The organism is Bacillus sp. ABA4_010 (genome assembly GCF_056159105.1).
Genome location: NZ_JBSWUN010000003.1, coordinates 1,025,940 through 1,051,658, shown reverse-complemented (window position 1 = coordinate 1,051,658; position 25,719 = coordinate 1,025,940). Strand labels below are relative to the sequence as shown.

Sequence of the window (25,719 nt, the reverse complement as noted above, 5' to 3'; positions counted from 1 at the left end):
TTTCTCCTCCTTATACTTCCGTCAACTGAATTTCTGGAAGCAGTTGCTGTACCTCTTCTTTTGTACATAATTCAAGCGAAAATGCGGTTGCACTTCCTGATGCTACTCCGTATTTAAAGGACTCTTTTACATCATCTGTTTTCACGTATGAACTTAAAAATCCTCCAACGACTGAATCGCCTGCTCCAACGGAATTTTTAACCGTTCCTTTCGGGACATTGGCATACAATGATGTTTCTTCACTGAATAAAAGCGCCCCTTCTCCAGCAAGAGAGACAATGACGTTTTGTGCGCCCATTTCAACAAGACGCTTGCCGTACGGAATCGCTTCTTCTACGGTGTCAATCGTCACGCCAAATAATTCTCCAAGTTCATGGTGATTTGGCTTAATAAGGAATGGACGATGCGGAAGAACGTTCATTAAAACATCACCCGTCGCATCTACTACTACTTTTGCTCCTTTTTGCCCGGCCAGTTGCGCCATCGTTTCATAAATAGAAGCTGGAACCGATTTCGGAATGCTTCCTGCTAGCACAAGAATATCGTTTTCCGTTAACTGTTCGATTTTTTCCATTAGCATAGCTAACTCTTTCGTATCGACAGCTGGGCCTTGACCGTTAATTTCTGTTTCTTCACCCGTTTTAAGCTTAATGTTAATACGGGTATCGCCGTTAACGGTGATAAAATCAGCGGTAATCCCTTTTTCCTGTAAAGAATCGATAATATATCGACCTGTAAAACCACCGATAAATCCCCATGCCTCGCTTTTCGTTTCAAGTCTATGAAGGACTTGCGAAACGTTAATTCCTTTTCCCCCAGGATATTTAAATTCTTCGTCGATTCGATTTAGCGCTCCTGTCTCAAATGCGGATACGTGTACGATATAATCGACAGATGGGTTTAATGTCATCGTATAAATCATTGTGTCACAACCTTTATTGATGTCTTTGCTTCAAACGATGTTAACAGATCGACATCCGTTTCACTTGTTAAAATCGTTGCTTCATTTAAATCGACAATTTTTGCAAATGATATCTCATTAAATTTCGATTCATCTGCCAGCACATATACTTCTCTGGATAAGCGAATTGCTGTTTGTTTAATTAGCGCCTCTTCAGGATCTGGTGTCGTATAGCCGTATGTTGTATGAATACCGTTGACTCCCATAAAGCATTTATCAAATCGGTAACTTTCAAGACTAATAAGAGCGCCGCGGCCAATCATGGCTCTTGTTCGCGATTTTATCTCGCCGCCAACTAAATATGTTTTAATGTCGTTTTCTAGCAATGCGTCTAAATGATGTAAACCATTTGTAACAACGACGATATCCTTTTGATTTAAATACGGAATCATTTGATAAACAGTTGTTCCAGCATCTAAATAAATACAATCACCGTTTTCCACTAAGCTAGCAGCAAACTCCGCAATTTTGACTTTTCCTTGAAGGTTTTTGGAGGATTTTTCACTAATGGTCGGCTCCGACAGCTTTCCTTGCAGTCTTGCCGCTCCCCCATGAACACGCTTTAAAAATTTTGATTGTTCCAGTTGGATTAAATCCCGTCTGATGGTCGATTCTGACGAGTTTGTCATCTCTGTTAAATCTTGTATTTTCACAATCTCTTGCTCTTTTAATAAGTCAAGGATTAAGCGATGTCGTTCTGGTGTCAACATCACTTTCACCTCCTTTAGGAATGCTATATTCATATCATAGTGTAACCCTTTCCAAAAATCAATCATTTTCTATCAAAAACATTCAAAAATGTTCAAAACCATTCATTTTCATTCGTCTTTTTATTATTGACTTAAATACCTAGTTGAAAAACAAAAAGATCCAAAACGTAAAAAAAATTACGTTCTAGATCTTTACATCAAATAGCAATTGTTAAACTGTACAAAGACCATATACCAAACAACAATAAGATGAAACCTGACAAGCGATTGACGAAACGTAAAGGCAAATGGTTCATTCGTTTCGCTGCCATTCCCGCTATACCGCTGAGCAACCACCACCATAATGTTGACCCTAAAAAGACCCCTGCCACTAAAGAAACACTATCCAACATTGACTCGTTCGCTGTCAGTCCGAGTCCTGAAAAAATGGCTACAAAAGATAAAATGGTCACAGGATTGGTAATGGTCAAGAAAAACGTAGAGGCATAGGCCGTCAAAGCTTTCCCTTCTTTTGCTTTCGCCGCTTTAGTAGAAGGTGTAGAGAAGAATGTTTTCATTCCTAAATAACAGAGAAATAACCCACCTATTAACTGAAGCCACAGCTGCTGACCGATTAAAAAGCTCGTTATAAGCGTTAAACCGAGACCCGCTGCTAACCCGTATAACCCATCTGCAGTTGCAGCCCCTAAACCCGAAACAAATCCGATATATTTCCCATGTTCAAGCGTCCGGCGAATGCATAAGATGCCGATGGGACCGACTGGAGCTGCAATACTAAAGCCAATAATAAGACCTTTTACTAACATTTCCATTGTCATTTATTCGTCCCCTATTTTATGTAAGATTTCTTTTTTGCAGGAAAAAGGTGCTTATTTAAGTATCTTTTATTTTCCCTAAACCTGTTTTCACCTTTTGTAAAAGGTGAAGGAACGTATCACGCTCTTCTTCTGTTAATTCAGATAAGAGATCGGCACTGTATTTTTCATAGTAAGGAAAGAGGTAATTCGTTATTTCCTTTCCTTTCGGTGTTAAAGTAATGATGGCAATTCGTTTGTCTGCATGTGTTCCCCGTTTAATAAAATCATCTCGCTCCAGACCTGTCAGAAGTCCAGTGATGGTCGATTTAGTCACCCCTGCATACTGTGCCAATTCGGAAGGTTTTAAAGCCTTCCCCTTAATAAGCAGTACAAGCAAAATCTTGAACTTTGCCTGTGTCAACCCAAAGTCAGATAATCGCGATGTTACATCATGATAAATTTCATGTGCAGTTTGAATAAAGAAAACTAGCATTTTAGCAGGATTATTATCAGGTATAGACAGTTCCTTCACAAACTCCTTTAAGCGAGATTCATTGACCATATTCCGACCATCTCCTCCAAAATTTCTACACATATTGTAGGTCACTGTATAAGTGAGGTCAAGATAATTAAGGAGACAATTATTTATACAACAAAGACCCGCCAGCGAATCCTTACATTTACTGGATTCAGTGACGGGTCCTTCTTTTACAAATGCCTAATGTATGTTCAAATTAAAAATCGAAGTTATCCGGATCTGGACCTACTCGGAAGTTTTCATTTAACGCTGAAATGCGCTCCATGTCTTCAGAAGACAGTTCGAAATCGAAAATAGTAGCATTTTCAATAATTCGATGCTCTTTGACGGACTTCGGAATTGTAATCACGCCATTTTGGATGTCCCAGCGTAGAACAATTTGTGCCATTGTTTTATTGTATTTTTCTGCAAGCTCTTTAATCGTTTCATTGTCAAAGATTTGACCTTGCATTAACGGTGCCCATGCTTCTAATTGAATGTTATGCTCTTGGCAAAATGCATGTAATTCTTTTTGAGTAAGCTTCGGATGGTACTCTACTTGGTTGACCATCGGCACGATTTCAGCATGCTTCATTAACTCTTCTAAATGATGGATTTGGAAGTTACATACGCCGATTGCGCGAATTTTTCCATCTTTGTATAAATCTTCGATCGCTTTCCACGCTTCTACAAACTTGCCTTCTACCGGCCAGTGAATCAGATAAAGGTCAAGATAATCTAACCCTAATTTTTTAAGGCTTGTTTCATATGCCTTAATTGTTGTGTCATACCCTAAATCTGCATTCCACACTTTTGAAGTGATGAATAAGTCTTCACGTGATAAGCCTGCTTCTTCCAATGCTTCGCGAATCCCTTGGCCAACCCCTTCTTCATTTCCATAAATAGCGGCCGTATCGATGCTGCGGTAACCGTTTCGGATAGCGGCTTTTACAGACTGAACAACATCTGCCCCGTCTTCTACTTGGAATACTCCAAGTCCCATCCAAGGCATTTTTACACCATTTGCTAATGTCGACACATCTTGAAGATTTGTTGCCATTTTCTCATCTCTCCTTTATCGTTTATACATGTTAGAAATCATGATACTCATACATGTCCACTCGCTATTCTTTCCGATAATGGACCATTTGAGAACCAAATTCATGACATCCAACTTCTAATATTAATTGTTTTAACACCACACTATTATCATTCATCGTTTATTCAATGTGAAGAACGCACTTTTTTGTACCATAGGCACCAAAAAGTAACCTTTGGTATTCTTTACAAACATTTCCCCTTTTCTAACAAGAAGAAACCTCTTGTTTTGCTATCTATTTAGATGCTAAAAGACCGTCTGCCATGCTTTTTTCTCATGGCAGACGGTCTTAAATTAATTCATTGTAAAACTTTGTAGTAGCTTTAACGACTTACTTAGTCGGATATTCTTTCCCTAACATAGACGCCACAACAGCCTTTGTTTGCAGTAAGCCAGTCGGGTCCGCTTCTGTTTTATATCGGCACAAATCTTCTCCCCATGGTGATGTTCGAACACGAAGAGGAAGTTCGCTTGCCTTTAACTGAGATACCACCACTTCCGCTACTTCAGAAGAAGTTTGGAATACTCCTTCTGTTCGGTGCGTTCTGGACCCAAGATAGTCATGTAACACTTGCTCATACTCGCCTTTTGGAAACCCGCCCTCATTCTCCAGTTTAGATAGAACGTTGTTGGCAAATTCTGAAACAATGCCGCCTGGCTCAACAATCATGAACTCCACACCGAAATACGGTGTGACATAAGTAGCTAAGCTTTCATAATACCCTTCAAGCGCAAACTTAGACGCACAATAAATTTCATTAAGCGGCTGACCGACCAATCCACCAACTGAAGAAATGGAGACGATTCGCCCTTGTTTTCTCTCACGCATATATGGAAGAACCGCTTTTGTACAACGAATTTGGCCAAATGTATTAATATCAAATACATTTTTATATTCTTCTTCCGTCACATGTTCTGTCGTCTTAATAAATCCAATCCCCGCATTGTTAATTAAAAGGTCAATTTGTCCTTCTTGATCGATAATCGTTTTAACTACATCGTCAACTGATTGCTGTGATTGAACATCTAATGCAAGCAGTTCAATGTCTAAGCCGGCGTTTTTCAACTCTACAATCGCCGTTCCTTTTTCTATATTTCTCATTGTCGCATATACTTTCCAGCCTGCTTTTGCAAGCTGTTCACTCAAAGCCAGCCCAAGTCCTGTTGATGTTCCGGTAATAAGTGCGATTTGCTTTTGCATATTATATCCAACCTTTCGTTTATCGTTTGATTTATTGTTTGAAGTGCTAAAAAGAATATAACATAAAACCCAAAACAAAGTAAACTATTTTTGTCTTTTTGGTTCAATTGGTTTACGAAGGCTGATTTATTTCGAAAAATACTCTATAATAAAAGGAGGATGGTGAAGCCTTTGTTAACAGAAAATGAAAAAAGAATAGAAATGAGAAAAAAATTAATTGTCAAATTGCTGCCCGTCGTCCGAAAAGAAGGCATCGCTTCCTTAAGGACCGACCAGATGGCTAAATATATGGACGTCAGTAAAGCGACGATGTACAAATATTTTTCGTCGAAGGAAGACATTATGGAATGCATTGTGGATTTATATGTAGATTATATACTCGATATTGATGAAGTTATTTTTGACGAAAACGCCTCACTGAGCGATCGATTTCAAAAATCATTCCAACAATCTTTATTGATTGCCTTTTATATTTCCGATACGTATTTGGCTGAATTGCAAGCGTACTCTGCTGAACTATACGAAAAAATCGCCGTAAGCCAAGAGCAGCGAAACAGTCGGCTGACGTTATTTTATAAACAGTATGCCGAAAAAGGTATCTTTAACGATATCAACCCTTCCTTAATGATTCTGCAAGATTCACTCTTGTTACGAAAGTTATTTGATCCATCGATGTTAGCCAGCATGAACATTACATTGTATCAAGCCCTATTCGACTATTATTTGCTAAGAAAACAGCAATTAATTCATGTACAGCACTTACAGCAAATCGATGATACAAATATTCGGGAAACGCTCAAAAAGCTGATGCTCAAATTTTCTGCTGCTATGTAGAACAGCACAAAAACATTCAATAAAAAACTCGACTTTCCCATCGTGAAAGTCGAGTTTTTTATTGAATGGTAGAATTCCTCACTTTTCTGCCAGTGCCTTCATCGCATGATAAGTCTCTCTTCGCTGAAAATCTTCTTCGGTCATCCCTAAACTGTCACAAGAAAATTGAAGGTGTTCAAGCCAATCGGAATCCTCGGCTCGAATGGCCTCCTCGCATTCCTTTTCAATATACGGAGCACTAATGTCTTTTCCTGCCCTTCTAAAAATCTCAATAACCTCTAGTGCACCAGGCCAATTCCTACCTTGCAACAAACGCGCTAACCGAGGAAACGCCTTCTTATTGTTCGGATAACCAATTTTCTTCAAAATTGCGATCCCATTTTCCCAACATTCTTTCCCATATGTTAGGATGAGCAAATGTGCTTTATCCGGCGAAATGTTACATAAAACCGCGGTCGCTTCCTCTTGTATATCTCGTGGCAAACGCCCATTTAAATTGTAGACGTAATAGAGAATTTCTTCTTCTCCAAGATTCTCTGTATATGAGGCGTCTTCGTCTTACTTACCATTTAACAATGCTCCCAGCGGATCTCCTATTTCTTGCAAATTCCCCGCTTCCGCATCTTCATACAATCCTTCGAGCCATCTTAATTCTGTCTCGGTGTGCATAATCACTCCAGCCACGATGTACATTTTACTTCTGTCTTCTTCCTTATGCTTGACTGTATATAACTGTTTCATCTTTTTGAGAAAAGCTTTTAACTCATCTATCCGTTGTTTTAAGATGGGTGTTATATCCTCTTTCTCCCCATATGAAGCAAACGCCAATGACGCGTACAAGGGGCGATGCGTTTGCTCTTTTTTTACCATTTGTTCAAGAAGCTGTTTTTGAAATTCCTCTTTCCCGGCTTCTGTAATTCGATAAATCGTTTTTTCCGGGCGATTCGCTTCTCTCGCAACGTTCCTCACTTCGACAAATCCATGCTTTTCCAGCTGCTCAAATGCATAATATAAAGAGCCGCTCGCCAATTTAATATAATGCTTCATTTGCCGCTCTTTCACAAGTTGTTGCACTTCATACGGATGCATATCCTTTTCCATTAGCAAGCCTAATATGACTAATTTTACGCTCATCTTCTTTTACACCTTTCCTGGCGCCGTCTCTTTCTTAACTTCAATGCGCTCACTTCCCATGAAGAAAACAGCAACAGATGCCAGTACAATTGGAATTAAAGCAAGTGTAAAAGCAAACGTAATCGATCCTGACATGGCATCGACAATTTTATCGAGCACGAATGATGGAATTTTTGTCCGCTCATTTTCTTCAAAAATGGCACGCGGATCACCGAAAGACGACATATTACCCGCTGTTTGCCCGCCTTGAAACGCTTCTGCCAATTGGGAGGTAAACACTTTGTTTTGAATAGCGCCAAAAATGGTAATGCCCAGCGTCATTCCAAGTGAACGGAAGAACGAGTTAGTTGAGTTTGCCGAACCTCTAAAGCGAGCATCCAAGTTATGAACAGATGCTGTCGGAAGCAAAGAAAAAGAAAAACCGACACCCAATCCGACTAAAATCATGTACACCGTCAACAACGAACGGCTCGTATCCGGCGTAAGTGTTGTTAATAAATACATGCCTAATGCGTAAACTATGACAGATGGAATCATAATGTTACGGAAGCTCGTTTTCGTTTGTGAAATCCCTGCTATCGCACTTCCGACGACAGATCCGAGCATCATCGGTGTTAAAACAAGTCCAGCATTAGTAGCAGAGCCACCATATACGGCCTGAACAAAAATCGGGATAAAGACCGTCAAAATGACGAATGTACCCCCGTACAAAAACGCCAATATTTGCGAAGCCGCAAACAAACGCCGCTTAAACATCCAAAATGAAATAATCGGCTCATCCGCTTTTGTCTCAATGTACAAAAAGGCAACGAAAAATCCGATAAACACCGCAAATAAACCTATGATTTGTGGAGAAGCCCAAGCATATTCTTTTCCACCCAATTCAAGACCGAACATTAAACTAATAACGGCCGTTACGAGCGTAATGGCTCCCCACCAATCAATTTTTTGCTTCGAATGCTGAAGCGACTCTTTATAAAAACGGGTAATGAAAAACAGCGACAACAAACCGATTGGAATGTTCACATAAAAAATCCAATGCCAGCTAATGTACTCGGTAATATATGCCCCTAACAGCGGACCAAGTACACTCGATGTCCCGAACACCGCTCCGAGCAGTCCTGTCATTTTCCCACGTTTTTCCGGCGGAAATACATCAAATACAATTGTAAAAGCAATGGGCATAAGCGCCCCACCGCCAATTCCTTGAATTGCACGATACACGCTGAGTTGAATAATATTTTCAGCAGTGCCGCATAAAATGGAACCAAATAAAAATACAATAAGGCCAAATAAATAAAACCGCTTGCGGCCGTACATGTCCGATAACTTCCCAAAAATCGGCATCCCCGCCATGACCGCCACCATATAGGCTGATGTGACCCAGACGAATTTATCCAGTCCCCCTAAATCGGCTACAATGGTTCCCATCGCTGTCGCCACAATCGTATTGTCCATCGCTGCCATTAAAATGCCGAGCAGCAAGCCGGCGACTACCCATCTTAAATTACTTTCTTGACTGACCATCACGGTACTCCTCTCTCTTTAAAACATCTATCCAAATTATTATACTCAAATTTGAGTAATTTAACATTAATCTTGTGGTAATTTATGGGCATCAAAAAAAAGAGTCTGCTCTCACAAACTCCTTTCATTAGAGGAGCAAGAAAAATAATAGATTCCGCTCTCTCCTACTGACGCACTTATTAAGCATTCAACTTTTCTTTTTCCATAATATCTTTTACGATATCTTCAATCGTCACATGTTTAAGGGCCTTCTCCATTGCCGATTGAGCAATCGTAAAATAGAAGCCCATGCTATCTTGAATATTCCGTCCCACTGGGCAGGCTGGATTTGGACTTTCATGAATGCTAAACAATTCTTTTTCCTTTACAACATTCACTGCTTTATAGACATCTAGCAATGTAATCTCGCGAAGTTCTTTAGCTAGTTCTGCCCCTGCAATTCCAGGGCGCACGTTTACTAAACCTGCATTTTTCAGCATCCCCATAATTTTTCTAATGACCGCTGGATTCGTGTTAACACTCCCTGCTAAAAATTCAGAAGTACTCACTCCCCCTTTATTGATTTCAATTAGAGTAAGTATATGAATCCCCACAGCAAAACGACTGCTTATTGACATATATGTCACCTTCCTTATTTCTCACCATGTAATTATTTTGATTACAAGTTTATTATATACGAAAAAAAGAGTCACGTAAAAGTTGTTGACAAATTAATTACAAGTAATTATATTAATTGCAGGTAATCAAAAAAGTTACAAAAAAAGGAGAATGAATAGAATGAAAACATGACTATGACATCATTATGTCTGCTCAAGAAGAATCGGAAGCAACCGGTCAGTCCAAAATCACAAGAGCCTATAACTTGCCGTCTCACTATGTGCTGCATACAGTTGGACCAATTGTTCCAAAAGGGATAGCATTGACTAAGCAACAAAAAGACGAATTAGCAGCTTGCTATATTTCTTGCCTTGAGTTGGCAAATGAAATCGAAGGTATTAAAACGATTGCTTTTTGTGCCATTTCAACAGGTGTGTTTGGTTTTCCGAGAACAGAGGCTGCTCACATTGCCGTTCATACAGTAAATCAATCGCTAGCTGAACATCCCCATCATTTTAAAAACAGCATATTCAATGTCTTCAGTCATGAAGATTACGAGAAATACGTACAAGTATTTAATCCATAATTAAACGCTCCAAGCTTTTTCGCTCGGAGCGTTTAATTATGACTGCACCTCTACTACAAACGGAAACACTCTTACCGTTCCGTCTTGCTTAAACTCTGCCCAAATTTTATAAAGACCTGGTTCATCAAAACTTGTTTCAAAAATCGTGTCTTTTTCATTAGCAGGATGAACATGCAAATATGTCTCACCGCTTTCATCCAAAATAACGACATGCCCTTGTGCTCCTAAATACGGCTCAGGCTGGTTGCCGTGTAAGTCAAATGTCAACGTCGCAGCTTGCCCTGCTTTCAGCTCACTTTGTTGCAGTGTGACGCTATAGTCATCCACTTGTTGCTCCAAAACGGCATCTGCTTTTAGCTGTGGATGTATATGCTCTTTTTCTTGTTCTCCAATTGTAAATGAAAGAGGCTCGACGACATAAGATAAGTTTTTCGGTTTAATATCAACAAACGCTTTATAGGAACCGTCCGGCAATGAGTGGTTCACAGTAAACGCTCCAGGACTGGTTTGTTCCGGATGCAGGTGGACATATGTGTCTAAATGTTGGTCAACGACAATTAGATGTAGCAGCTTTTCATGGTTCACTTCCAATTCATCGACGGCCTTTCCATACTCATCTTGCAAGGAGAGTTGGATTTCTTGCTTCGAAACATCAATAGAAACTGTGACGTCACTTTCTACGGCGCCATGTTCGCCGTGTTCACCGTGTGCTGATTCATGCTCATCTGCGGTATAAGCTCCCTCCTCATGTACAGCTGATTCTTCTTCATTGATAAAATTTGCATAAACACTATAACCAATTATAATAAGCACTAAGTACACGATTGCTGACATAACCCACTTTTTCATCCTGTTCTCTCCTTCTCGTAAAACGTCTCTTATTTCTTCATCAAACAAGCTTTACAGTTTCACTCTTTGCAAGCGCAAAGCATTCAAGACGACGGAGACAGAACTAAACGCCATCGCTGCTCCCGCCAGCCACGGTGCAAGCAAACCAATGGCCGCTACCGGAATGCCAAGCGCATTATAAGCAAACGCCCAAAATAAGTTTTGTTTAATATTAGCAATTGTCTTTTTACTCATGAAAATGGCATCAGCAATACTCATTAAATCGCCGCGCATAAGAGTAATATCGGCTGCTTCCATCGCCACATCTGTACCTGTACCAATCGCCATGCCAATATCGGCTACCGCTAATGCTGGTGCATCATTAATGCCGTCACCGACCATTGCCACTTTTTTTCCTTCCTCCTGAAGCTTTTTCACCACATTTGCTTTTCCTTCCGGCAATACTTCCGCGATGACAGAATCGATGTCTACTAGTTGGGCGATTGCTTTCGCTGTTCGCTCATTATCCCCTGTCATCATGACCACCTCAAGGCCCATTTCTTTTAATCGTTTGACCGCTTCTTTTGACGTAGCTTTGACCGTGTCTGCTACAGCAACCGTTCCAGCATAGGCTCCATCAATCGCGACGAGCATGGCCGTTTTCCCGCTTTGCTCTAACTCCTCCATTCCCTTTAAAGCAACATCCACGTTCACGTTAGATTGCTTCATCAATTTCCGTGTACCGATTAACACTTCTTTTTCGCTCACGGTCGCTTTAATTCCATAACCAGGAATCGCCTCAAATACGTCTACTTCGGCCAGCTTCATTCCTTGTTCACGAATGCCTGCTACAATTGCTTCTGCTAGCGGATGTTCCGATTGCTTTTCTGCTGTGCCTACTAACTGTAAAAACTCTGTCTCGTCTACATCAGCAGCCACGATTACATCAGTTAAAACTGGCTTTCCATTTGTCACAGTCCCTGTTTTATCTAACACGACAGTCGTAATACGGTGTGTCGTTTCTAAATGCTCGCCGCCTTTGAATAAAATTCCGAATTCCGCTGAACGGCCCGAACCTGCCATAATCGAGGTAGGTGTCGCAAGACCTAAAGCACAAGGGCAAGCAATAACGAGTACCGCAATTAACTTTTCTAACGCTCCGGCAAAATTACCTGGATCGATGATAAAAAACCAAACAAAGAAGGTCACAAGCGCAATCCCAACAACAATGGGAACAAAAACACCGGAAATTTGATCCGCTAAACGCTGTATGGGTGCTTTGGATCCTTGTGCTTCTTCCACAACTTTAATGATTTGCGCCAAAGCCGTGTCACGCCCCACTTTTGTCGCTTTTATTTTTAAAAAGCCATTTTTATTCATCGTGGCACCAATAACAGCATCTCCAACAGTTTTATCCACCGGGACACTTTCACCTGTCAGCATCGATTCATCCAATGCAGAGCGGCCTTCAATAATTTCGCCATCTACCGGCACTTTTTCTCCCGGTTTAATGTAAAGAATATCACCAGTTACTACTTTTTCTAATGGGATTTCCACTTCCTTACCGTCACGGACGACCGTTGCCATTTTTGCCTGTAAACCGATAAGTTTTTTGATAGCTTCTGATGAACGGCCTTTCGCTTTTGCTTCAAACAATTTCCCAAGAATAATAAGTGTAATTAAAATCGCACTCGTTTCAAAATACAATTCAACCATATGAACGCCGGTGCCAATTGAGGCGATTGATAAGTACAAACTGTAAAAATAAGCAGCTGATGTACCGAGTGCTACGAGCACATCCATATTGGCACTTTTATTGCGAAGTGCTTTATAAGCCCCCATGTAAAATTGTTTTCCGATGATGAATTGAACGGGCGTTGCAAGCGCTAGCTGCACCCACGGATTCATGAACATCTCCGGAAGCCAAATAAACGACGTAAAGCTAAAATGACTAACCATCGCCCATAAAAGGGGGACAGATAAAATGAAAGAAAAAATAAATTTTCCTTTTTGATGTTCCAACTCTTGTTCACGCAGTTCTGCTATATCTTCTTGCTTCTCGCTTTTTACATTCGCTTCATACCCAAGTTTTTCAACACGTGCGATGATTTCTTGCACCCCTGCTGCATTCGGATTGTATTCAACCGTTGCACTTTCAAGCGCCAAATTGACGGTCGCCTTTGTAACACCTTCAAGTTTGTTCAGTCCTTTTTCAATGCGGGTCGCACAAGCCGCACATGTCATACCGGTAATCGTAAACTCGGCTTTTTCACTTATCACGTCATAACCGAGAGCACGAACCTTCTCCTGAAAATCCTCCATCTTAACAAGATCAGCATTGTATTTAATCGTAGACTTCTCCAAAGCAAGATTAACATTGGCCTCCTCCACGCCTTCCATCTTCTTAAGCTCTTTCTCAATACGAGTCGCACAAGCTGCACACGTCATGCCTGTAATCTGGAGAGTTGCTTCCTTTATATTTTCATTCATGATGTTTCCTCCTATACCTATAAGGGGTATATTATTTCCCTAAAAGAAGGAGCTTATTTACTAGCTCCTTTCATCATCTTTTGTTTTATAACAAAATGAATTGCATTGGTTATTTAAGAGCAGATTCATTTCAGGAGATTGTGCAGAACGGAGAAAGACCCCGTTTCACACAATCTCATAGCCTTGATCGTCTATCGCTTCTTTAATTTGTTCTAACGACACTTTCCCAGCATCAAACTCCACATCTACCTTGCCTTCAGTTAAATGTACCGTCACCTTACTTACACCATCTAACTCCCCAACACTTCCTTCTACTGCCTTCACACAATGCCCACAAGACATCCCTTGTACCATTAACGTCACATGTTCCATTTACACTCTCTCCTTTTATCTATCTATTCCACTTAAAAACTTAACAAAACGTCATTTCATTAAACACATTCACAATTAATCATTCACTCAACCAATCACTTTTTCATTAGGCGTTGCATTGTCGTGAGCAGCTCATCCACAACCTCCATATCTCCATCCTGGATACGCTCCACAACACAGCCTTTCAAGTGACCTTCAAACAATATTTTAGTTACACTATTCAAAGCGGATTGAATAGCGGAAATTTGCGTAATGACATCATCACAGTACGTATCTTTTTCAATTAACCCTTTTACCCCGCGAATTTGTCCTTCAATTCGATTCAAGCGGGTAACTAAATTTTTCTTCGTACTCTCGGAATGATGACTTTTTCGTTCAGAATCCGGCAAGTGACAGCTACTTTCAGTCAGTTCGTTTTCCATCTTTCATTCCCCCTTACATATATATTACCATACCCCCCTAACCTATGTGAATGGATAATTAAAAAAATTTATCATCAAGAATTCTTCTATATCTCCTTCACTTAATCATTCGATACCGTTTCATTCAGCGGAACGACATGCACAAAGGTGTTTAGCTCTCTTAAGGTCTATAAAATGGGGCCTGACCGCTTTTTAGTCATGCCCCATTTTACAAATCGATTTATATAGTATGGTCTCTTCATGCAACACTTATGCTGAACAGAAAGCAATTTTCCCATTCCCTCTAACAATTATGCAAATCATTGTCATAACAAAAAAACGCCATGAAAATCCACTATGTTAACGGATTTTCATGACGGGTCTTTATGAGAGGTTCATTAAGATAGGTCTCCCCCATCTTTCAGTCGTCCTCTTTTATTGATTGTAATGCTTGGCTTTTGAGTAATCTAATGTTGAACGTTCAACTGGTGTAAATCCTTGCGGGTCGTGGAAGCGCAGTAAATCTCCGTATACTGCTTTATCGGAAAGCTCAAGCTCTTTTTTCACGGCTTCACTGTACTGATTGGCAGCTTCTTGGTCTTCCACTAATTCACCCGTTGGATTTTTATAAAGTTTGCCGTCGATTTGCGAGAATTCGGCTGTAATAAAATCACCATTTCGGAACGGAACAATTTGGTGATGTTCTGGTGATAATAAGTCTGAACCGAATTCAATGTATTGCTTCGTATCAATTCCAAGCAAATGCAGAACTGTCGGACGTACGTCAACTTGACCACCATATGTGTGGTTTACGCCGCCTTCAATTTTACCACCTGGAATGTGGATAAATAACGGTACACGCTGCAATTGTGCTTGCTCGTAATCCGTAATTTCTTTCCCAAGAATTTGGCTCATCGCCGGCTTATGGTTTTCAGAAATCCCATAATGGTCTCCATACATAACAATCATCGTATTGTCATATAAGCCAGCTGCTTTTAAATCTTCAAAAAATTGCTGTAACGATTCGTCTAAATAACGAGCCGTCTGGAAATATTGATCGACTGATTTATCGCCTGTTGTTGCTGGTTCAATCGTCTGATCTTCCTCATCAAGCGGATAAGGGAAGTGATTCGTTAAAGTTAAGAACTTCGTATAAAACGGCTGCGGCATATCTTGCAAATACGGAATCGACTCTTTGAAGAACGGTTTGTCTTCTAAGCCATAGTTTAAAACGTTTTCCGGTGTCATATTGTAATATGTTGCATCGTAAAACATGTCATAGCCTAATGTTTTATACATTTCCTCACGGTTCCAGAACGTTTTATAGTTTCCGTGAAGAGAAGCAGTATATTTAAAGCCGTTGCTTTTCAAAATAGCCGGAAGGCCGTGATATGTGTTCGTTGCTTTCGTTGTGAACACTGCACCTTGCGGTAATGGGAACATCGAATTTTCCATTAAGAATTCAGAATCAGATGTTTTCCCTTGTGCCGTCTGATGGAAAAAGTTATCAAAATACATTGTGTTTGGATCACGTGTCAATGAATTTAAAAACGGTGTAACTTCTTGACCGTGTAATTTATAGTCAATAATAAAGCTCTGTACCGACTCCAATGAAATGTAAATCACATTCATGCCTTGTGCGGCACCAAAATATTGCTCATTTGGTTTTGCATAAGTTGCATTCGTATAGTTGCGCACTTCTGTTACATCATTGCTGTCAGCTAATGCACGCTGTGCAGAAGATCTCGAACTTTGAATGATATCGTAAATGGTGAAGTTGTGAATGCCTAAATATTTAACTAAATAGTTGCGGTCAAACGTACGTGTCAACAATTGCGGACGGTCTGACTCTGCTAAAGCTAAGTTCGTTGTAAATAATAGAACCGCTGAAAGAAATACAGCTGTAATTGCTTTACGCGGTAATTTTTCTTGTGGCTTCACGACTTTAAATAAAACAAAAATCGCTAGTAAAATGAAATCTAAGAAATACAGCACATCATAAGGCTTAATGAGTGCCATCGCACTTCCACCCAACTGACCAAAGTTTTGTGTTTGCATCAATACTGGCACCGTAATGAAATCGTTAAAGAAACGATAATATACGATATTAGCATACGAAATAAACGACAATAGGAAGTGAATCGTCAAGTAAGCCCGATTTCTTGCTTTCCCTTTAAACAGTAATGCAAATGCAAAGAAAAATACGGTTGAACTGATTGGGTTGATCAGTAGTAAAAATTCCTGCATCTTATTGTCGATGCCCAATGTAAACTCATTTAAATAAATAGCGTAAGATTTTCCCCAAAAGGCCAGCACGATAAAGAAAAATAGGCCGAATGGTTTGTTTAACAAATGCTTAGAAGTTGTTAATACCTTATTCAATATGGTCACCCCTCTTGCTACTCAAAACATCTCTATATGTCTTATAAGCTATTAGAAATTTGCATCCTGCCAAACAGGACGCTGTTGTATTGTTTTTATGCATAAGGTAAAAAATAGAATCTCCCTTACATCATCACAACGTAAGAGAGTATAGCGTACATCCTGTCACATTTTAACTTGTTCATTTTAATTGACAATTATTTAATGAATAAATGATTAAAGTCGCTCGGTTTCTCATCTTACACCGTTCTTCGAATTTTGTAAAGATGAAATTTACATAGGATTAACCTGAACTTAATATAAAATAATACGAGCTTTTTCTGCAGTTGTCAACCAATGACACGAAACCGTCACGAGGAACACATCTTAAGCACTACGCATCATCTTATTCTTTCACAGGCTTCACAAATGCACCATTCGTGTTGTTTGAATATTTGCTTAAGCGGGAATAGTTTCTATAGAGGATAGATAATAGAGAACGAAGCAGGCTGAACAATGTTTCACTCCCTGCTCAGCCTGCCACGATAACATGAAAGATTATTCAATTGACCGGACATATTCAGCGATTGCGGCTGTCTCCCCCTTGGAAAGCGAAGGAATTTGGTCCGTTATATGGCGACTAATGGCTTCTTCAATTGTCTCGGCACTTCCATCGTGCAAATACGGACTTGTTGCCCATACCCCTCTTAATGTTGGAGTATCAAACGATTTTCCATCCCGCTTATTTTGAAATTGACCGCGGGCATCTCCATCAGAAGGAACATCAAACTCATTGGCCGTTCCAATATCATGAAGAAAATTCGTATTTACTTCTGTTAATTCGCCATTTTCATTAACCGCCATGCCGCTGTCTGTGAAAAATTCGCCTGTATGGCAGCTTAAACAATTTCCTTTTCCAGCAAACAGTTCCTCTCCTTTTTGAGCTGTTTCTGTCAATTGGCCATTTTCATCGCGATAAGGGCTTTTTGGCGGCGGGAAAGAATCTGGGTCTTGTAAAAAAGCGAAGATTTTGTCATACATAAGTCGCACAGCTTCTGGCATTGGTTTTGATGGATCAATTTCTATCATACCACCCATCTCTCCTTGAATAGTATGAATGTAGTCGGTAAAATCGTTTCGTGTTCCGTCCCACATGAATAACCCTGTTTCTGTTGTCACCACGTTGCTCGGAACGTTGCGTGGCCCTTTTGAAGTCATTAAGGTTAGACGGTTCATATCGCCATCACTATGACACGACGCACAGCTCATCCAATTGTTCCCTGTCATACTTGTCGCAAATTCATCACTATTGCCGCTATAAAACATCGTTTTTCCTTCACGAACATCTTTTGACAATGTATCTTTTTGAATAAGCTTGACCGGTTCTCCTGTCATTTTCGCCCGTGCATACGGAGTATCTCCACCCGTTTCAATCGTAACAAGGTCATGACTCATCGCATTATGAACAAAAAGCATTTTCCCGTCTTTGGAAATTTCAATACCACGCGGGTTGTCTCCTTCAATCCGGCGTAGCACTTGTGTCGCATTTCCACCTCGTGTCAAATCAAACACAACAAGGTCTTCACTTCCCGACATCACAACATACGCTTTACTGCCATCCGGCTGAAACGTCACATCATACGGGTTAGAAACAATTATCGTTTCGTTTTTTACATCAAGGACATTTATTTCATCAAAAAGCTCTTTCCGTTCCTCTACAATTTCTTCGTCTTTTTCCAAATCAATAACGGATACGGCCGGAAAAATGGTTTCTTCAAAATGGATGGGCGTATCGATGTTTGTCAATAAATGAGGAACGTATGCTTCCTTACCATCTGGCGTGATAACGAACTGTTCAAGCGTGTTCGGGATACCTTGACTTTTTTTCTGATCTTGATTGTGTGGCGATTCTGCTAAAGTAATGGTCTTTACGACTTCTTCTTTCTCGGTATCAATAACACTAATACTTCCATCCAAGTAGTGAGGGACGTATAGCTTTTTCCCGTCTTTTGTCAGCGCCATCGTTCTTGGACGGTCACCGATTTTGATTTCTTTCATCTTTTTTCCTTCTATCGGATCAATAATAGACAATGTACCTGTTTGGTAGTTGGCAACATACAGCGTATCCCCATTTTGACTTGTGACAAGACCGTAAGGCTGAATACCCGTTTTAATGGAATCAATCACTTTTTTCTTTTCCGTGGAAATAACATCAACCCGATTGTCATACAGGCACGAGACATACAACGTTTTCTCATCGGGGCTTAAAGCAAGCTGACGCGGTTCTTTTCCTACCGGTATTTCGTCCAGCACTTTTTTTGTTTTGGCATCAACAACCGAGACGGTGTTAATATCCATGTTGGCTACATATAATAGATTGCCTTGCTCGTTTACAATCATGTTGTCGCTATGAACAGAATAGTCACGGACTATTTTCTTGTCCGTGACTACCTGTTCATGCTGACAGCTTACAGCGGTCAAGACCGCTGCGGATAATATGCTTACTTGTATCCATCGCTTCCAGCTCATATAATTCCCTTCTTTACGGTTTCTTCACTTCAACGTCTACTAATACAGGGGAAATTCCAAATTCACCATGTCCTGCTTGTACTTGAGGAACATTGTCTTTGTCTGTGTTTCCTGATTCATCTCCTTCGATGTATGCATCACCTGTATCCCAAAATTCACTTGCCTGCATTCCTTCTTCTAATGACGGCCCGTCAATGACCGTATTGTAGAAGGATGTATAGCGGGAAATAATGGTTTCACGGTCAAGCGCAGCTAACGGTTTTGCATCTCCGTCTGTATTGTATAAATTATTTAGTCCAATGCGGAATACCGCCGATAGCGCACCTGCTGTCATCGCATTATAAGACATTTCATCTTGACTAGTGTAGTAAAGATTCGTTTCTTGATCGAGCATCTTTTCGTCCATCGTTTGATACAACTCACGTGCTGCGTCACGGTATTTCGTGTCCTTGGTCGCCAAGAAGGCGGCCGTCAAACCTCGAATTGCTCCAAGCTGTGCGTTGAGCGTCGGTTCGCTCTCATCTTGCCCTTCGCCAATCGTATAACCATTTGCCACAAGACCGTCTTCACGTTTTAATTTTGTTAACATAAAGTCCGCTTGCTTTTGAATCATCGCTAATGCGCGCTTTCCTTCCACTGTGCCTAAGCCTTCTGCCGCCTCACCGCTTGCATAACCGACAGGCAAGCCATCAATCGCGCGTTGGAACATGCGAAGAGCTTCTGCCGTGTAGCCCGCCTGGAATGTATCAACATAACTTCCTTGTGTGGTGCCATCATTTTCACTTACAAAGGCACCTGCTTCTGCGTTAAAATGCATCGCATCTACATTTTTAAATACTTGAAGTAATACATCGCGGTTGACGGAATACGGGTCTGATGATGTCACGTCATTCGCTGTATCCGCATCTACGTTTTCTTTCGGGGCACTCGGGAACGGTTTTCCATCAAATAAAGCTAAAAAGGCTGGGTTTTGCACACTATTTTCTGGACGCTGATCGGTCATCCCGTAAAATTCAGATGCCGGCCAAAGCATCATCCATTGATCTTGAAGAACACTGCGCGCATCTTGAACTGTCAACTTTGCTGCGCTTGGCGCTTGCTCGTTTCCACCTTCGGCCACTTCAATTTTATGCGGCAAATAAATAAACCCTTGAGCCGGATCATAGTGGCCGCCAGTTCCAGCCGTTAGTTTTTTGCCGTTCGCATCATAAAATAATCCGTTGCGAATGTAATTGAGCTTATTCCAAATTTGTTCAGTCAAAATGGCCCCTTGCATTCCATCAGCCGAGCTTACACCTAATGCAATATTCGCATCATCATCATCTTTAGCAGAAGAGGCTTCAAGCTCCTCATCGCTATCTACTGTATGCAGCCCTCCCATAAAGTCTCCTGCCCAAAGCGCCTGCTTTAAGAACGTTGCCCCATAGGCAGATGGATTAAGTGTTTTCTCCATCTTGCTTCGGTCCCAGCGCAATGTTTTGAAATCAACTTGATACATCGGCACATACGAATCATCATCATTATTGGCATAAACGCTTGTGTCGACTTTTTGAGCATAGTGCGGATCTGCTGATGTATATTCAATAAGTGTCGGGAACATATTAGAGAACAATTCTTCTCTTGGATATCCGACACTATCAGCTAATTCATAAAAACGCTCACCTAAGACGGTTGCTGTATCTTTTCCGCTCTTGCTTGCAAGCTCTGCCACAGCGGGTCCGTGAATTAAATGCAGGCCAAGACCGGATTTCTCCGTTACTTCATACATGGCTTCTTCAGAATACTCATACGATTCGACCCCTGCTGTATAATCAAATTCAGACGGCTGATCAAGACTTCGTACATCAAGAACGTCCAAATCAAGACCTAGTCCCTCTACTAATGGCTCACCCGAAAGTTCAAACTCCGCGTAGGCAAACATATTGCCAGCCGTATCAAACGTATAATCTGTGACCGGAACGGACACGCTCATTTTTCCTGGTTTTGCTTCCTCTTTCTTTGTATCTTCATTTGCTGTTTTCTCATTAGAGCAAGCGCTTGCTAAAAGCAACGACGACACTAAAGCGACGGTCGTCATGACTTTCCATGGTTTTGTTTGCATTATGTATAGCCCCCTCTGAATGTTTTACACTCATAATTGATATTGATTATCAATTTCATCCTTTTCTATTATATAATTCTTAAAATCTATTTGTAAACCGCTAATTCGCCTTTTTTCGCAGACCCCGCTCAGCCTTTTTTAATCTTCTACCGTATAAAACGCTTTGTAAAGTGTTTATGTAACTTATCGCTTTTGACATTTTTTTGATTTGTTAGGTTTCAAACTGATTGAACACGGCTATTAATCTATCAAACAAAATTTTGTACATACTACTTTAAGAGAAAAGGAGAATTAAACACGTATGACAACAACACAACTATCATTTACTCTCTTATCTTGTATCTTTTTTATGGGGCTTGTAGCCTGGATTTCCTATCAGAAAACGAAAGGCGAAGTTAGTGACTCAACAGGCTATTTCTTAGCGGGACGAGGTTTAACTGGCGGATTTATTGCAGGCTCTTTGCTACTAACAAACTTATCAGCTGAACAACTAATTGGACTTAACGGTCAAGCGTATCGAACAAACCTTTCTAACATGGCTTGGGAAGTGACAGCAGCTTTTGCTATCGTCATTATGGCCATTTATTTACTTCCTAAATATTTAGGGGGCAGTTTTACAACTCTTCCTGAATTTTTAAGTAAACGTTTTGATGAAGACGTTCGCCGTTATACCGTTATATTATTTATGCTCGGTTATGTATTTGTTACGATTCCATCCATGCTTTATTCCGGGGCATTAGCTGTGTTGCAGTTATTTAATGTACCTGAGCTTTTTAATCTTTCTTACACACAATCTGTTTGGCTTATCATTTGGATTATCGGAATTATCGGTGCTATTTATGCGATTTTCGGCGGATTGAAGGCTGTGGCCGTTTCGGACACAATTAATGGCTTTGGATTATTAATTATTGGGATTTTAGTTCCCGTCCTCGGTCTCATTTGGCTTGGCGATGGCAACATCGTAACTGGCGTGAAGCAAATTGCCACAAATCATCCGGAAAAATTAAATGCCATCGGAAGCAAACAAGATTCAGTCCCATTTGGCACGATCTTTACCGGCATGGTTTTTGCGAATCTTTTCTATTGGGCTTCAAACCAATATGTCATTCAGCGTACGTTAGGGGCAAAAAATTTAGCAGAAGGTCAAAAAGGAGTCATCATCTCAGGATTTTATAAGCTGCTTATTCCGGTATTTATGATGCTTCCTGGCGTTATTATTTTTCATAAATACGGTTCTGATTTGAAATCAGTTGACCTAGCCTATCCAACCCTTGTAACCAATGTATTGCCTTCTTATTTATCCGGCTTCTTTCTTGCTGTCCTGCTAGGGGCTGTGTTCAGTTCCTTTAACTCTTTACTCAATAGTGCGGCTACAATGTTTGCTTTAGATATTTACAAACCGCAAGTCAATCCGGATGCAAGTGATGAAAAATTAATCTCTGTCAGCAAGTGGTTCGGGACCGTGATTGCTGTAGTTTCTCTCTTTATTTCACCAATGCTCATGAATGCGCCAGACGGACTATGGGATTTAATCCGAAAATTCACTGGCTTCTTTAACATTCCAATCATTGCCATTGTTCTTGTCGGTGTCTTATCAAAATATGTGCCGGCTTTGGCAGCAAAAACGGTCATTTTCTTTCATATTATCGCCTATTACATGCTTGTATGGGGAACAAACCAGCTGTTCAATTTTCAGGTGAATATCCACTTTATTCACATTTATGCAATTCTCTTTTTTGTGGAAGTAGGAATTATGCTTGCCATCGGGTATAAAAAACCTCGCCGAACGGCATATCAATTTAAATCAGCAGCAAACGTCGAGATGGTTCCATGGAAATATGCCATCCCGTTCTCTCTTCTTTTGCTTGCTCTTGTCACCGCTTCTTACATCGTTTTCTCACCAATTGGACTTGCTTATGAAGCGGGCATCGTGTCCCCTTATTTCGGATACGCGTTTATCGGACTTATTGCTTTAACGGCTATTCTTATACGTGTATCGATTAAAAACTGGAACGCAAAATATGCTGCTTATTTAACGAAGCAAGCAAAACCTGCTCGAATTCGAGTTGGCAAAACAAGAAAACTAGCAAGAATAGCAAATTCATTCTCTCATATTAAAGTACACACAGATAGATGATACGAGTGCTATCCCTAGACTTTGAAAAAGAGCGCGAATCATGTAACAATTCGCGCTCTTTTTCATTTAAAATTCCGTTAAACTACAGGAAGGTGTGAACATTTTTGATGAGTTTCTTCTATATAATATAGAGGATTTTTAGCAAGCTTCACGTCATCAATTTTGCCTTACCTTAAAAATTCATTCGAGACTGGCCACCATCTACATTAATACTGGTCCCTACCACCCAAGACGCTTTTTCCGATGCAAGAAAAAGCACGACATTGGCTACTTCTTCTACTTTTCCGAAACGGCCGGCTGGAATTTCATCTTGCACAAACTGCTCGATTACTTCACGATTTTCCTCTAGTCGTCTTTGCCAGTTACCTGTAGGATGCAAAATACTTCCTGGTGCGACACTGTTCACACGAATACCATCCGAAATCACTTCATCTGCTAACGATTTTGTAAAGCTAATCAGTGCAGATTTGGCATTGTTATACGTCACTTTTCCTCCGCTTTCCCGACCGAAAATGGATGTAATGTTCACGATACTTCCCTTTTGTTGTTTTTTCATTTCATTAACCGCTAATTTACTTAAATGGACCGCGGAAAAATAATTAAGCTCCATGGCGTTGTAAAATAACTCCATCTCCGTTTCTGCAGCCAAACTTCCATTACTCCCTCCTGCGTTATTAACAAGAACATCGATTTGCCCATGTTCTTCTATATATGTATGGAATAATCGTGTTCGCTCTTCTTCCTTTGTCAAATCCGCTTCATAAATCGACACATTTCCAATTTCTAATTGTGCCAACTTCAACCCTTCTCTATCTCTTGCCACAATTGACACAACCGCTCCTTCATCTAAAAACGCTTGCGCAATTCCTTTTCCAATTCCCTTTGATCCGCCTGTAATCAATACTTTCTTCCCTTTCAACTGTAAATCCATTTTTTCACCCCTATTACTAGTTTTCTTTTATCATACCATTTTCTTCAGTATCTTTATAAATTGATCTATATAGATCAATTTATAAAATGAGACACGACTACAGAGCGGTCATGCCGAATTTTCTAAATCCATCTATTTTTCCAGATTCATGGTATAATGCTTTTGTTAAGAAGAATGGAAAAGTCGAGGTCTTACTATGAAACAAACATTTTCAACAAAGGAAAAAGTGACGCAGTTTATCGCCATTTTGTTTCCAATATTAATCACCCAATTTGCCATGGTTTCCATGAACTTTTTTGATACGATGATGTCAGGACGAGTAAGCGCCAACGACTTGGCAGGTGTCGCCATTGGCTCAAATTTATGGATTCCCATTTTTACCGGTCTAAGCGGTGTATTAATGGCCGTGACCCCCATTGTCGCTCAATTGGTTGGCTCAAACGACAAAGGAAAGGTTCCCTTTACAATTACACAGGCCATTTATGCAGCGGTAGTACTAGCAATTCTTGTATTAGGATTAGGTATGTTATTTGTTGATATGATTTTATCAAATATGAACTTAGACTCAGAAGTTCGAACCATTGCTAAACAATATTTGCTTGCTCTTTCATTCGGGATTGTCCCGCTATTTATTTATACCGTACTAAGGAATTTTGTTGACGCGCTCGGTCAAACGAGAGTGACAATGATAATTACTCTTTTATCGTTACCGATTAATGTTGTCTTTAACTATATGCTTATTTTCGGTAAATTCGGATTCCCTGCTCTTGGCGGAGTAGGTGCTGGTGTCGCAACAGCAGTCACTTATTGGGTCATCTTTTTAATTACTTTATGGATTTCGCTGAAGTTCAAGCCGTTTTCCAATTACCGCTTACTGCGAGAACTGCACGCCCCTTCTTTAGGAACATGGAAAGAGTTATTCAAAGTCGGGGTACCAATTGGACTTGCGATTTTCTTTGAAACAAGTATTTTTGCAGCCGTAACGTTACTCATGAGCGCCTATGATACAAATACGATTGCATCCCACCAAGCAGCCATTAATTTCGCTTCATTTTTATACATGATTCCACTCAGCATTTCCATGGCTTTAACCATTGTTGTTGGATTTGAAGCAGGAGCAAAACGATATGCCGATGCCCGCCAATATAGTGTGCTTGGTATTTCCATGGCCGTTATCATGGCCTTTGTCTGCGGAATCTTTTTATTTTATTTACGAGAACAGATTGCTGCTCTATACACGACAGAACAAGAAGTATTGACTCTCACCTCTCAATTTCTAATTTTTGCGATTTTCTTCCAGCTTTCAGACGCACTGCAAGCACCCATTCAAGGAGCACTTCGCGGGTATAAAGATGTCAATGTTACCTTCTTAATGGCACTCGTCTCGTATTGGGTCATCGGTCTTCCACTCGGGTACGTGCTAGCGAACTATACAGATTTAGCAGCCTTCGGTTATTGGATTGGGCTCATTATAGGACTTGCAGCCGGCGCAACTGGCTTATCCTACCGCCTTATCTCTGTCCAACGCCGTCTCAAACGACTCAACGAATCTATCGAAAAATCTGCTGTTTAATTATAAACAACGAGGCATGGGACTCTTTCTCCA

Annotated in this window: 22 protein-coding genes; 4 read left to right on the top strand and 18 right to left on the bottom strand. The window is 40.4% G+C overall.

The features are described 5' to 3' along the window. Positions 1-10: 10 nt before the first annotated feature. From pfkB to ACXAEO_RS06385, 6 genes are all read right to left on the bottom strand, one after another. The gene (gene pfkB / locus ACXAEO_RS06410; protein WP_474879339.1) at positions 11-922 is read right to left on the bottom strand and encodes a 1-phosphofructokinase; all 912 of its coding nucleotides are present in this window, start codon (positions 920-922) and stop codon (positions 11-13) included. Continuing rightward, positions 919-1,671 carry a DeoR/GlpR family DNA-binding transcription regulator gene (locus tag ACXAEO_RS06405; protein ID WP_474879337.1) on the bottom strand — a complete coding sequence of 251 codons (753 nt, stop codon included), beginning with the start codon at positions 1,669-1,671 and terminating at the stop codon, positions 919-921. The genes pfkB and ACXAEO_RS06405 overlap by 4 nt, the downstream gene beginning before the upstream one ends. A 197-nt stretch (positions 1,672-1,868) precedes the next feature. Beyond that, positions 1,869-2,489, bottom strand: a complete 621-nt coding sequence (locus ACXAEO_RS06400) for a LysE family translocator (RefSeq protein WP_474879335.1) — start codon at positions 2,487-2,489, stop codon at positions 1,869-1,871. A 55-nt stretch (positions 2,490-2,544) separates the two neighbouring features. Then, a complete protein-coding gene (locus tag ACXAEO_RS06395) occupies positions 2,545-3,030 on the bottom strand; it encodes a MarR family winged helix-turn-helix transcriptional regulator (protein WP_474879333.1) in 486 nt (161 codons plus the stop codon). A gap of 172 nt (positions 3,031-3,202) precedes the next feature. Continuing rightward, entirely contained in the window at positions 3,203-4,045 is an 843-nt protein-coding gene (locus ACXAEO_RS06390; RefSeq protein ID WP_474879331.1) for an aldo/keto reductase, read from the bottom strand. 370 nt (positions 4,046-4,415) lie between these two features. Then, on the bottom strand, positions 4,416-5,285 hold the full coding sequence (locus tag ACXAEO_RS06385; protein ID WP_474879329.1) for an SDR family oxidoreductase: 870 nt from the start codon (positions 5,283-5,285) through the stop codon (positions 4,416-4,418). A 159-nt stretch (positions 5,286-5,444) separates the two neighbouring features. Between ACXAEO_RS06385 and ACXAEO_RS06380 the strand changes: the two genes are divergently transcribed. After that, complete coding sequence (locus ACXAEO_RS06380) at positions 5,445-6,119, top strand: TetR/AcrR family transcriptional regulator (protein ID WP_474879326.1); 675 nt, start codon at positions 5,445-5,447, stop codon at positions 6,117-6,119. A gap of 78 nt (positions 6,120-6,197) precedes the next feature. On the opposite strand, the gene ACXAEO_RS06375 is transcribed toward ACXAEO_RS06380, so the two are convergent. The 4 genes from ACXAEO_RS06375 to ACXAEO_RS06360 all read right to left on the bottom strand — a co-directional run bounded on the left by ACXAEO_RS06375 (position 6,198) and on the right by ACXAEO_RS06360 (position 9,397). Further along, positions 6,198-6,485 (bottom strand): hypothetical protein, encoded by a 288-nt coding sequence (locus ACXAEO_RS06375; RefSeq protein ID WP_474879323.1) that lies wholly within the window; start codon positions 6,483-6,485, stop codon positions 6,198-6,200. Positions 6,486-6,677: 192 nt separating this feature from the next. Continuing rightward, complete coding sequence (locus ACXAEO_RS06370; protein WP_474879321.1) at positions 6,678-7,253, bottom strand: PadR family transcriptional regulator; 576 nt, start codon at positions 7,251-7,253, stop codon at positions 6,678-6,680. Between the two features lie 6 nt (positions 7,254-7,259). Then, positions 7,260-8,780, bottom strand: coding sequence for an MDR family MFS transporter (locus tag ACXAEO_RS06365; RefSeq protein WP_474879319.1), 1,521 nt, complete (start codon positions 8,778-8,780; stop codon positions 7,260-7,262). 179 nt (positions 8,781-8,959) lie between these two features. Continuing rightward, on the bottom strand, positions 8,960-9,397 hold the full coding sequence (locus tag ACXAEO_RS06360) for an Rrf2 family transcriptional regulator (RefSeq protein ID WP_474879317.1): 438 nt from the start codon (positions 9,395-9,397) through the stop codon (positions 8,960-8,962). Between the two features lie 185 nt (positions 9,398-9,582). Here ACXAEO_RS06360 and ACXAEO_RS06355 point away from each other — a divergent pair, with 185 nt between their 5' ends. Next, positions 9,583-9,963 carry a macro domain-containing protein gene (locus ACXAEO_RS06355; protein WP_474879314.1) on the top strand — a complete coding sequence of 127 codons (381 nt, stop codon included), beginning with the start codon at positions 9,583-9,585 and terminating at the stop codon, positions 9,961-9,963. A 36-nt stretch (positions 9,964-9,999) separates the two neighbouring features. Here the strand turns inward: ACXAEO_RS06355 and ACXAEO_RS06350 are convergent, their stop codons facing one another. The 7 genes from ACXAEO_RS06350 to ACXAEO_RS06320 all read right to left on the bottom strand — a co-directional run bounded on the left by ACXAEO_RS06350 (position 10,000) and on the right by ACXAEO_RS06320 (position 21,045). Then, entirely contained in the window at positions 10,000-10,812 is an 813-nt protein-coding gene (locus ACXAEO_RS06350) for a hypothetical protein (protein ID WP_474879310.1), read from the bottom strand. Between the two features lie 51 nt (positions 10,813-10,863). After that, positions 10,864-13,281 (bottom strand): heavy metal translocating P-type ATPase, encoded by a 2,418-nt coding sequence (locus tag ACXAEO_RS06345; protein WP_474879308.1) that lies wholly within the window; start codon positions 13,279-13,281, stop codon positions 10,864-10,866. Between the two features lie 165 nt (positions 13,282-13,446). After that, the gene (gene copZ / locus ACXAEO_RS06340; RefSeq protein ID WP_474879305.1) at positions 13,447-13,653 is read right to left on the bottom strand and encodes a copper chaperone CopZ; all 207 of its coding nucleotides are present in this window, start codon (positions 13,651-13,653) and stop codon (positions 13,447-13,449) included. A 95-nt stretch (positions 13,654-13,748) separates the two neighbouring features. Continuing rightward, positions 13,749-14,075: a metal-sensitive transcriptional regulator gene (locus ACXAEO_RS06335; RefSeq protein WP_474879303.1), complete on the bottom strand. Its 327-nt coding sequence runs from the start codon at positions 14,073-14,075 to the stop codon at positions 13,749-13,751. Positions 14,076-14,489: 414 nt separating this feature from the next. After that, a complete protein-coding gene (gene ltaS / locus ACXAEO_RS06330; RefSeq protein WP_474879300.1) occupies positions 14,490-16,436 on the bottom strand; it encodes a lipoteichoic acid synthase in 1,947 nt (648 codons plus the stop codon). 537 nt (positions 16,437-16,973) lie between these two features. Then, positions 16,974-18,944 carry a beta-propeller fold lactonase family protein gene (locus ACXAEO_RS06325; RefSeq protein ID WP_474879298.1) on the bottom strand — a complete coding sequence of 657 codons (1,971 nt, stop codon included), beginning with the start codon at positions 18,942-18,944 and terminating at the stop codon, positions 16,974-16,976. A 13-nt stretch (positions 18,945-18,957) separates the two neighbouring features. Next, positions 18,958-21,045, bottom strand: a complete 2,088-nt coding sequence (locus tag ACXAEO_RS06320) for a hypothetical protein (protein WP_474879296.1) — start codon at positions 21,043-21,045, stop codon at positions 18,958-18,960. A 301-nt stretch (positions 21,046-21,346) separates the two neighbouring features. On the opposite strand from ACXAEO_RS06320, the gene ACXAEO_RS06315 reads away from it, so the two are divergent. Then, positions 21,347-23,182, top strand: a complete 1,836-nt coding sequence (locus ACXAEO_RS06315; protein WP_474879294.1) for a solute:sodium symporter family transporter — start codon at positions 21,347-21,349, stop codon at positions 23,180-23,182. A 172-nt stretch (positions 23,183-23,354) separates the two neighbouring features. On the opposite strand, the gene ACXAEO_RS06310 is transcribed toward ACXAEO_RS06315, so the two are convergent. Further along, positions 23,355-24,113, bottom strand: coding sequence for an SDR family NAD(P)-dependent oxidoreductase (locus ACXAEO_RS06310; protein ID WP_474879292.1), 759 nt, complete (start codon positions 24,111-24,113; stop codon positions 23,355-23,357). 196 nt (positions 24,114-24,309) lie between these two features. Between ACXAEO_RS06310 and ACXAEO_RS06305 the strand changes: the two genes are divergently transcribed. After that, the gene (locus ACXAEO_RS06305; protein WP_474879290.1) at positions 24,310-25,686 is read left to right on the top strand and encodes an MATE family efflux transporter; all 1,377 of its coding nucleotides are present in this window, start codon (positions 24,310-24,312) and stop codon (positions 25,684-25,686) included. Positions 25,687-25,719: the final 33 nt, after the last annotated feature.

Bases quoted from the DNA above. Each gene is read 5' to 3' on its own strand.
- ACXAEO_RS06385 (WP_474879329.1), bottom strand. From the start codon at position 5,285: ATGCAAAAGCAAATCGCACTTATTACCGGAACATCAACAGGACTTGGG.
- ACXAEO_RS06305 (WP_474879290.1), top strand. From the start codon at position 24,310: ATGAAACAAACATTTTCAACAAAGGAAAAAGTGACGCAGTTTATCGCC.
- ACXAEO_RS06400 (WP_474879335.1), bottom strand. From the start codon at position 2,489: ATGACAATGGAAATGTTAGTAAAAGGTCTTATTATTGGCTTTAGTATT.
- ACXAEO_RS06325 (WP_474879298.1), bottom strand. From the start codon at position 18,944: ATGAGCTGGAAGCGATGGATACAAGTAAGCATATTATCCGCAGCGGTC.
- copZ (WP_474879305.1), bottom strand. From the start codon at position 13,653: ATGGAACATGTGACGTTAATGGTACAAGGGATGTCTTGTGGGCATTGT.
- ACXAEO_RS06310 (WP_474879292.1), bottom strand. From the start codon at position 24,113: ATGGATTTACAGTTGAAAGGGAAGAAAGTATTGATTACAGGCGGATCA.
- pfkB (WP_474879339.1), bottom strand. From the start codon at position 922: ATGATTTATACGATGACATTAAACCCATCTGTCGATTATATCGTACAC.
- ACXAEO_RS06335 (WP_474879303.1), bottom strand. From the start codon at position 14,075: ATGGAAAACGAACTGACTGAAAGTAGCTGTCACTTGCCGGATTCTGAA.
- ACXAEO_RS06395 (WP_474879333.1), bottom strand. From the start codon at position 3,030: ATGGTCAATGAATCTCGCTTAAAGGAGTTTGTGAAGGAACTGTCTATA.
- ACXAEO_RS06390 (WP_474879331.1), bottom strand. From the start codon at position 4,045: ATGGCAACAAATCTTCAAGATGTGTCGACATTAGCAAATGGTGTAAAA.
- ACXAEO_RS06370 (WP_474879321.1), bottom strand. From the start codon at position 7,253: ATGAGCGTAAAATTAGTCATATTAGGCTTGCTAATGGAAAAGGATATG.
- ACXAEO_RS06405 (WP_474879337.1), bottom strand. From the start codon at position 1,671: ATGTTGACACCAGAACGACATCGCTTAATCCTTGACTTATTAAAAGAG.
- ACXAEO_RS06320 (WP_474879296.1), bottom strand. From the start codon at position 21,045: ATGCAAACAAAACCATGGAAAGTCATGACGACCGTCGCTTTAGTGTCG.
- ACXAEO_RS06345 (WP_474879308.1), bottom strand. From the start codon at position 13,281: ATGAATGAAAATATAAAGGAAGCAACTCTCCAGATTACAGGCATGACG.
- ACXAEO_RS06380 (WP_474879326.1), top strand. From the start codon at position 5,445: ATGGTGAAGCCTTTGTTAACAGAAAATGAAAAAAGAATAGAAATGAGA.
- ACXAEO_RS06365 (WP_474879319.1), bottom strand. From the start codon at position 8,780: ATGGTCAGTCAAGAAAGTAATTTAAGATGGGTAGTCGCCGGCTTGCTG.
- ACXAEO_RS06355 (WP_474879314.1), top strand. From the start codon at position 9,583: ATGTCTGCTCAAGAAGAATCGGAAGCAACCGGTCAGTCCAAAATCACA.
- ACXAEO_RS06315 (WP_474879294.1), top strand. From the start codon at position 21,347: ATGACAACAACACAACTATCATTTACTCTCTTATCTTGTATCTTTTTT.
- ACXAEO_RS06350 (WP_474879310.1), bottom strand. From the start codon at position 10,812: ATGAAAAAGTGGGTTATGTCAGCAATCGTGTACTTAGTGCTTATTATA.
- ACXAEO_RS06360 (WP_474879317.1), bottom strand. From the start codon at position 9,397: ATGTCAATAAGCAGTCGTTTTGCTGTGGGGATTCATATACTTACTCTA.